This window comes from Streptomyces sp. NPDC050806 (assembly GCF_055586425.1).
The window spans coordinates 33,901-41,791 of record NZ_JBVJIF010000021.1 but is presented as its reverse complement, the minus strand read 5'-3'; the positions used below and the strand labels follow the sequence as shown (position 1 = coordinate 41,791).

Here is a 7,891-nt window from a genome sequence, read left to right as displayed (position 1 = left end):
CTTCCGGTAATGGCAAGGGGCAGATCTTCGTGAAGGGCGAGGTCATCAAGACCGTGCCGGAGTCGAAGATCGTGGAGACCCTGATCGAGGAAGCCCTGAAGATCGCCGAGCAGATGGAGAAGGACGGGGTGGCTTCGGGGGAGCCTTCGGTGGCGGTCGCGGGCTGAGTCCCGCCGCGTTCGTGGCAGGGCCCCTCCCTCTCCCCACCACCCGGTGCGAGGCCCCTCCCCCACCTCCACCGCACAAAAAACGAAACTAGCCCCCACCCACCGCCCCTCGCGCCCCCTGTGGATAACCGCGATTCACGCCATGCGCCCCTGCCCCTCGCTCCGAGAGGGGCAGGGGCGCATCGCATGGACGCGAGGTACAGTGCCTGGACCTGCTCTCTTACGGCCCCGGCCCCGTCACGGTGAGGCAATCCGACACGTGCTGACGACCACCACGAAGGTCCTTGAGCCCGGGGAGCTCGACGATGCCCTCGCGGTCCTGGACCGCGACCCGGTCGCCAACGCCTTCGTCGCCGCCCGGGTCCAGGTCGCCGGGCTCGACCCCTGGCGGCTCGGCGGCGAGATGTGGGGCTGGTACGACAACGGCCGGCTGGAGTCCCTCTGCTACGCGGGAGCCAACCTCGTCCCCGTCTGCGCCACCCCCGACGCCGTACGCGCCTTCGCCGAGCGCGCCCGCCGCCAGGGCCGCCGCTGCTCCTCCATCGTCGGCCCCGCGGCCCCCACGGCCGAGCTGTGGTCGCTGCTGGAGCCCGCCTGGGGCCCCGCCCGGGAGATCCGCGCCCACCAGCCGCTGATGGTCACCTCGAAGCCCGCGGCCGACGTCGCCCCCGACCCGTACGTCCGTCGCATCCGCAAGGACGAGATGGACCTGATCATGCCCGCGTGCGTGGCCATGTTCACCGAGGAGGTCGGCATCTCCCCGTTGGCGGGCGACGGCGGGCTGCTCTACCAGGCCCGGGTCGCCGAACTGGTCGGCGCCGGCCGCTCCTTCGCGCGCGTGGAGGACGGCAAGGTCGTCTTCAAGGCCGAGATCGGCGCCGCCACGCTGCGCGCCTGCCAGATCCAGGGCGTCTGGGTCGCGCCCGAGTACCGCGGCAAGGGCCTCTCCGAGACCGGCATGGCGGCCGTCCTGCGCTACGCCCTCGCCGACGTCGCGCCCATCGTGAGCCTGTACGTCAACGACTTCAACACCGCGGCGCGTGCCGCGTACCGGCGGGTCGGCTTCGAAGAGGTCGGCGCGTTCATGAGCGTGCTGTTCTGACCTGCGCGGCTCGCCCGCCAGCGGGGGACAGGCGGTCGGCACACCGGGGTGACCCGGCGTCTCCCGGCCGAGGTGTCCGGTCCGATCGTGTTCACCGCCCGGGCTGTGTACCCTCCCGACCATGGATGACGTCGTGGTCGGACCGCTCGACCTCGCTGCCCGCGTGGACGAGGCACTGGTCGTGCAGGCGCTCGCCTTCGGCCTGACCGACGACGAGATCGGGGTGCGCCGACACATCGTGCTGCGTCACCTCACCACCCCCGGAGCGCGCGCCCTGGGCGCCACCACGTCCGAGGGCCGGCTGGCCGGCTTCGTGTACGGCCTGCCCAACGACCGCTCCCACTGGTGGTCCAGCGTCGTCGAGCCGTACCTGCGCAGCACCGGGCAGGACTTCTGGCTGGACGACTCCTTCGTCATCACCGAGCTGCACGTCCACCCCGCGTACCAGAAGCGCGGCATCGGCCGGGCGCTGATCACGCGTATCACCGACGAGGCGCCGTACCCGCGCAGCATCCTCTCCGCGATCGACACCGAGAGCCCGGCCCGCGCGCTGTACCGCTCGCTCGGCTACCAGGACCTCGCCCGCCGCGTGATCTTCCCGAGCGCCCCCGCGCCGTACGCCGTGATGGGCGCCCCGCTGCCACTGGCCCGTTGAGCGGGCCCTTCGCGGGGGCTGCCGTCCGCGTCAGGCATGCCGTCCGGGCCGGGAGTGCCGCTCACGGCGAGGCCCGCTACGGGGCGCGGCGAGGCCCGCTACGGGGTGATTCGAACGCCCCTGACCCCCTGGTCGGGGGGTACCCGACTACGCTGCGTCACAATCGCCGCGATACCCATTTCCGTGGGCGAGGTCCCGCCCGATAACCTCGCCCCAGTCACCTTTCTTACGCAGGAGAATCACCATGGCCCAGGTCCAGCGCATGTCCCGATTGATGATCAAGACGCTGCGCGACGACCCGGCCGACGCCGAGACCGCCAGCCACAAGCTGCTCGTCCGCGCCGGGTACGTCCGCCGCACCTCCGCCGGCATCTGGACCTGGCTGCCGCTGGGCAAGAAGGTGCTGGAGAACGTCTCGCGCGTGGTGCGCGAGGAGATGGACGCCATCGGCGCCCAGGAGGTCCTGCTGCCCGCGCTGCTCCCCAAGGAGCCGTACGAGATCAGTGAGCGCTGGGAGGAGTACGGCGACCTGCTCTTCCGTCTGAAGGACCGCAAGGGCGCCGACTACCTCCTCGGCCCCACGCACGAGGAGATCTTCACCCTCACGGTCAAGGACCAGTGCACGTCCTACAAGGACCTGCCGGTCATGCTGTACCAGATCCAGACGAAGTACCGGGACGAGGCGCGTCCCCGCTCCGGTGTGCTGCGCGGCCGCGAGTTCCAGATGAAGGACTCGTACAGCTTCGACACCACGGACGAGGGCCTGGCGCAGTCGTACGCGCTGCACCGCGCGGCGTACCAGAAGATCTTCGCGCGGCTGGGTCTCGACTACCGCATCGTCTCGGCCGTCTCCGGCGCGATGGGCGGCTCCGCCTCCGAGGAGTTCCTGGCCCCCGCCGCGGCCGGTGAGGACACCTTCGTCGACTGCCCGCAGTGCGACTACGCGGCCAACACCGAGGCCGTCACGGTCAAGGTCGAGCCCGTGGACGCCACCGGCGTCGGCGAGCCGGAGGAGCTGGACACTCCCGACACCCCGACCATCGAGTCCCTCGCCGAGTACTTGGACGTCCCGGCCTCCGCCACGCTGAAGAACCTCCTGATCAAGGTCGACGGCGAGATCGTCGCGGTGGGCGTACCGGGCGACCGCGAGGTCGACATGGGCAAGCTCGGCGAGCACCTCGCCCCGGCCGTCGTCGAACTGGTCACCGCCGAGGACTTCACCGGCCGCGAGGACCTGGTCCGCGGCTACGTCGGCCCGCAGGGCCTGGCCGGCAAGGCCTTCCGGTACATCGCCGACCCGCGCGTCGCGCCCGGCACCTCCTGGGTCACCGGTGCCAACAAGGAGGGCAAGCACGCCCGGAACGTCGTCGCCGGCCGTGACTTCGAGGTGGACGACTACCTCGACGTGGTCGTCGTCGAGCCGGGCGACCCCTGCCCCAAGTGCGGCGCCGGGCTGGTCATCGACCGCGCCATCGAGATCGGCCACATCTTCCAGCTGGGCCGCAAGTACGCCGACGCGTTCGAGCTGGACGTGCTCGGCCAGAACGGCAAGCCGGTGCGGGTCACGATGGGCTCGTACGGCATCGGCGTCTCGCGTGCGGTGGCGGCGCTCGCCGAGCAGACCTTCGACGAGTCGGGCCTGTGCTGGCCGCGTGAGATCGCCCCGGCGGACGTGCACGTCGTCGCGGCGGGCAAGGCCAAGCAGACGGAGCTGGCGCTGGAGGTCGGCGACAAGCTGGGCGCGGCGGGGCTGCGCGTGCTGGTCGACGACCGGGCCGGGGTCTCCCCGGGCGTGAAGTTCACCGACGCGGAGCTGATCGGTGTCCCGAACATCGTCGTCGCGGGCCGCCGCGCCGCCGAGGGCGTCGTCGAGGTCAAGGACCGGCGTACGGGCGAGCGCGAGGAGATGACGGTCGAGGAGGCCGTGGCGCGGCTGAGCGCGTAGCGCGCTCGGTTTTTCCGACGGTTGTGGCGGGCCCGCGCGGTGACGTGCGGGCCCCTAGCCGCGCCCTGTGCGGGGGCCCGTGCGGTGACCGTGCGGGACCTGCCCCTCGCCCCGTGTATCGCGGCCCGGCGGGCGCTCGTCCTCAATCTCCCCCGGCTACCGCTGGGAGGTGCCCCCAGGACGGGCTGATGTCGGCGGAAGTGCGTCCTTGCCTGCCGGCCGGCCGGGCCGCATGCCCGGCACTACAGCCAGGTCGCGAATTCCAGTAGCAGCTCACCGCGGGGGCGGTCGTCCGCCGCGACGGAACGGAGGCCCGCTTCCACCGCGCCGATGAGTGTCCAGCCGCGGAGGCGGTCGCGGTCGACGTCGAGGGAGTCGGCGAGCTTGGTGACCCGGCGGCGGGCCGCTGCCGCGGCGCCGGTGCCGGCGGCCAGGTCCTCCATGCGGTCCAGGACGAGCCCGACCAGGTCGTACGCGCGTTCCCCGAGCACGGGGCGCGGGCCCACGGCGAGCCAGGGCGTGCGGTGCCCGGCCAGCACCTTGCCCTGGCGGAACGCGCCGTGCAGGAGGACTTCTTCGGGGGCGTCGGCGGGCAGTGCGCGGCGCAGTTCCACGGCCTCGTCGACCAGCGGGGCCGCGGACGGGACCGCCGCGCCGCGCTCCCGCAGGAGGTCCGCCGCGGCCTCCGTACGGGCGGCCAGCGTCTCGAAGGGATGGCCCTCGGTGGGCGGTACCCAGAGTCGGCGGACCGTCCCCGCCGCCTCCAGCAGGGCCTTCGCCTCGGGCAGCGAGCGCAGCGAGACGCCGCCGCGGAGGCGTTCGAGGAGCAGCGCGCCGCTGTCCTGGTCGGCGCGGAGCAGCCGTGCCGCGCCCCAGCCGTCCCAGCGCGTCAGGGCCGCCGCCTCGGCCTCGGCGCCGGGCCGGCCGGGCAGCGGGAACTTCAACGCGGCGGGCGTGCCGTCCTGCTGGGTGACGAGGACCAGGAGGCTGGCGCGGCCGCCGGGCTCGTGCACCCGCTCAAGGGTCAGCTCCCATGCCGCCAGCCGCTCCGCCACGCGGTCCGGGAGCGAGTCCAGCCAGGCGCGCGCGGGGCTTGCGGGGTCGTCGCCGATCGCGCGCACCAACCGTCTCGGCGGTTCGATGGGTGGCGTTGCCATGCTGGAGCTGTCCCTTTCTTCGGCGGTACCGGGGTGACCGGTGAGCCCGTGCGGCCGCGGCGCGCTCAGAGCGCGTCGGCGGATCCGGTCGCGGTGGGCGACGGGCTGCCGGCCGAGGTCCGTTCGGCGAGCCCAGGGAAGGCTACGCCGCCGCCGCGCCAGCGCACCGCACGCACCGCTGCCTCGCGGAGCGATCCGGCCGCCGCGCGCCGCCGGGCCCCGGCGGAGGCGCGTACGAGGTCCGCGTACGCGCCGGCCACCCGGTCCTCCAGTTCGGCCGCGAGCCGGACGGCCGCCGCCGCGTCGGGCACGGGGAACGGCAGGGCGTACGCCGCGGCCGCCGCCTTCGGCCGGCCGCCGAGCGCGGTCACGCGGCGGCTCAGTTCGTCCCGGCGCGCACGGTGGGCGTCGTAGCCTTTCTGCGCTTCCTCGCGCCGTCCGTCGTCGACCCGCGCCCCCACAACGCCGTACCCGTAGAGGGCGGCGTGTTCGGCGGCCAGGGCGTTCTGCAGGGCGTCCAGCTCGGCCTTCCGCTCCGGGTTCTCGTGCTTCTCCGCCGGCATCAGGCGTTCTTCCCGTCCTTCTCGTCGTGCTCGTCGCGCGCTTCGAGCAGGTGGGCGTGGGCGGCGCCGGCCGCGGCGACCGAGGCGAGCAGCCGCGCGACCTCCGGCGGGGCGCTCACCAGCGCGGCCGTCCGCAGGTCGGCGGTGTGCCGCTCGGCCTCGGCCAGCGCGGCGAGGGCCTTCTTCTCCGTGCCGGGCACCTTCGGCGCGCGCTGCTGCCGGTGCGGCGTACGGGACGGCGAGGCGGTCGCGGAGGGCGTGGCGGTGGGGGAGCCGGTGGCCTCGGGATGCTCGAACGCCGATATGTGCCGGGCGACTTCGTCCCGCAGGGGGCGCACTCGCCGTTCCAGGGCGGGGTGCGCGGTCAGCGTCGCGTCGTAGCGGGCCAGCAGCGCGCCGCTGTCGCGCGCGCCCCTGTCGAGCAGGGTGCGACCGGCCGCGCTGTCCATGTCGTCCGACGCGGCGGACTCCTCGGAGCAGCCCGCGAGCAGCGCCGCGCTTCCGAGCGCGGCGCCCGCCAGCAGGGTCCTTCTCCTCAGGTGCGTACTCGGGTGCGTACTCGGCTGCGGCACGGTCCTCTTCCCGGGGGTCTGCGGGTGGTGATCTGGTGATCACCGCAGGCGAGCGTAACCGCGCCCGCGCACGGAATCGTCAGTACCCCGCCGGAACAGATAGGCTTTGGCCAGACACGCGACCATCCCACAACAGCACACGCGGCCGAGGAGTCACCCGGATGAGCACCACCCAGAGCGAGAGGCTGCGCGGACTGCTTGAACCGCTGGTCGCCGCGCGAGACCTGGATCTGGAAGAGATCGAGGTGACCCCCGCGGGCAAGCGGCGTGTGCTGAGGATCGTGGTGGATTCCGACCAGGGCGTCCAGCTGGACGAGTGCGCCGAGCTGAGCCGCGAGATCTCGCAGGCGCTGGACGACGCGGACGCCATGGGGGACGTCGCGTACACCCTGGAGGTCACCTCGCCCGGCGCCGAACGCCCGCTCTCCGAGCCGCGGCACTACCGCCGGGCCACCGGCCGCCTGATCAAGGCCCAGTTGCACGAGGGCGGCGAGCTGGTCGCACGGATCATCGCCGTCGACGACGAGGGCCTGGACCTCGAAGTACCGGGCGTGAAGGGGCGCAAGCCCACCGCCCGCCGGGTCGCCTTCAGCGAGATCGCCAAGGCGCGCGTGGAGATCGAGTTCAACCGCAAGACCGCGCCGGGCGCCGCCGAGGACGCGGCCCCCGCGGAAGACGACACCAACGACGAGAGCCAGGAGGAGGCGTAGCCGTGGACATCGACATGAGTGCCCTGCGGGGTTTGGTGCGGGAGAAGGAAATCTCCTTCGACCTGCTGGTGGAGGCCATCGAGTCGGCCCTCCTCATCGCCTACCACCGCACCGAGGGCAGCCGCCGTCACGCGCGCGTGGAGCTGGACCGCAACACCGGTCATGTGACCGTGTGGGCGAAGGAGGACCCGGCCGATCTGGAGGAGGGCGAGGAGCCCCGCGAGTTCGACGACACACCGTCGGGTTTCGGCCGGATCGCGGCGACCACCGCCAAGCAGGTCATCCTGCAGCGGCTGCGGGACGCCGAGGAGGAAGTGACGTTCGGTGAGTACGCCGGACGTGAGGGTGACGTCGTCACCGGCGTGGTCCAGCAGGGCAAGGACCCCAAGAACATCCTGGTCGACATCGGCAAGCTGGAGGCCATCCTGCCGGTGCAGGAGCAGGTCCCCGGCGAGGACTACGCGCACGGCACGCGCCTGCGCTCGTACGTGGTCCGCGTCGTCAAGGGTGTCCGCGGCCCGTCGGTCACCCTCTCGCGCACCCACCCGAACCTGGTGAAGAAGCTCTTCGCGCTGGAGGTCCCGGAGATCGCGGACGGCTCGGTGGAGATCTCCGCCATCGCCCGCGAGGCCGGTCACCGCACGAAGATCGCCGTGCGTTCCACCCGCTCCGGGCTGAACGCCAAGGGTGCCTGCATCGGCCCGATGGGCGGCCGCGTCCGCAACGTCATGGCCGAGCTGAACGGCGAGAAGATCGACATCGTGGACTGGTCGGACGACCCGGCCGACCTGGTGGCGAACGCGCTGTCGCCGGCCCGGGTCTCCAAGGTCGAGGTCGTGGACCTGGCCGCGCGCTCCGCGCGGGTCACCGTCCCCGACTACCAGCTGTCACTGGCCATCGGCAAGGAAGGGCAGAATGCCCGGCTCGCCGCCCGGCTCACCGGGTGGCGGATCGACATCCGCCCGGACACCGAGGTGCCCGACCGGCAGGGCTGAGCCGGAGACGCCGGCGGCGGGTGCC

General features: G+C 72.8%; 8 protein-coding genes and 1 pseudogene. 6 read left to right on the top strand and 3 right to left on the bottom strand.

Annotation, left to right across the window (positions count from 1 at the left end; all coding sequences use genetic code 11):
* From ACZ6WH_RS38580 to ACZ6WH_RS38565, 4 genes and pseudogenes are all read left to right on the top strand, one after another.
* Window positions 1-167: pseudogene (locus ACZ6WH_RS38580) on the top strand (flavodoxin-dependent (E)-4-hydroxy-3-methylbut-2-enyl-diphosphate synthase); the annotation flags it as partial.
* Between the two features lie 259 nt (window positions 168-426).
* Window positions 427-1,269 carry a GNAT family N-acetyltransferase gene (locus ACZ6WH_RS38575; RefSeq protein WP_432859259.1) on the top strand — a complete coding sequence of 281 codons (843 nt, stop codon included), beginning with the start codon at window positions 427-429 and terminating at the stop codon, window positions 1,267-1,269.
* A 121-nt stretch (window positions 1,270-1,390) separates the two neighbouring features.
* On the top strand, window positions 1,391-1,924 hold the full coding sequence (locus tag ACZ6WH_RS38570) for a GNAT family N-acetyltransferase (protein WP_361556428.1): 534 nt from the start codon (window positions 1,391-1,393) through the stop codon (window positions 1,922-1,924).
* Between the two features lie 244 nt (window positions 1,925-2,168).
* Window positions 2,169-3,869, top strand: coding sequence for a proline--tRNA ligase (locus ACZ6WH_RS38565; protein WP_469734782.1), 1,701 nt, complete (start codon window positions 2,169-2,171; stop codon window positions 3,867-3,869).
* A gap of 242 nt (window positions 3,870-4,111) precedes the next feature.
* Here the strand turns inward: ACZ6WH_RS38565 and ACZ6WH_RS38560 are convergent, their stop codons facing one another.
* The 3 genes from ACZ6WH_RS38560 to ACZ6WH_RS38550 form a co-directional block, all read right to left on the bottom strand.
* Entirely contained in the window at window positions 4,112-5,026 is a 915-nt protein-coding gene (locus tag ACZ6WH_RS38560; RefSeq protein ID WP_469734780.1) for an aminoglycoside phosphotransferase family protein, read from the bottom strand.
* A gap of 65 nt (window positions 5,027-5,091) precedes the next feature.
* Complete coding sequence (locus ACZ6WH_RS38555) at window positions 5,092-5,589, bottom strand: ferritin-like domain-containing protein (protein WP_469734778.1); 498 nt, start codon at window positions 5,587-5,589, stop codon at window positions 5,092-5,094.
* Window positions 5,589-6,161, bottom strand: coding sequence for a hypothetical protein (locus ACZ6WH_RS38550; protein WP_469734776.1), 573 nt, complete (start codon window positions 6,159-6,161; stop codon window positions 5,589-5,591). The genes ACZ6WH_RS38555 and ACZ6WH_RS38550 overlap by 1 nt, the downstream gene beginning before the upstream one ends.
* 161 nt (window positions 6,162-6,322) lie before the next feature.
* Here ACZ6WH_RS38550 and rimP point away from each other — a divergent pair, with 161 nt between their 5' ends.
* Both rimP and nusA read left to right on the top strand, forming a co-directional pair.
* Window positions 6,323-6,871, top strand: coding sequence for a ribosome maturation factor RimP (gene rimP / locus ACZ6WH_RS38545; protein WP_469734774.1), 549 nt, complete (start codon window positions 6,323-6,325; stop codon window positions 6,869-6,871).
* 2 nt (window positions 6,872-6,873) lie between these two features.
* On the top strand, window positions 6,874-7,866 hold the full coding sequence (gene nusA, locus ACZ6WH_RS38540) for a transcription termination factor NusA (RefSeq protein ID WP_361556446.1): 993 nt from the start codon (window positions 6,874-6,876) through the stop codon (window positions 7,864-7,866).
* Window positions 7,867-7,891 lie beyond the last annotated feature (25 nt).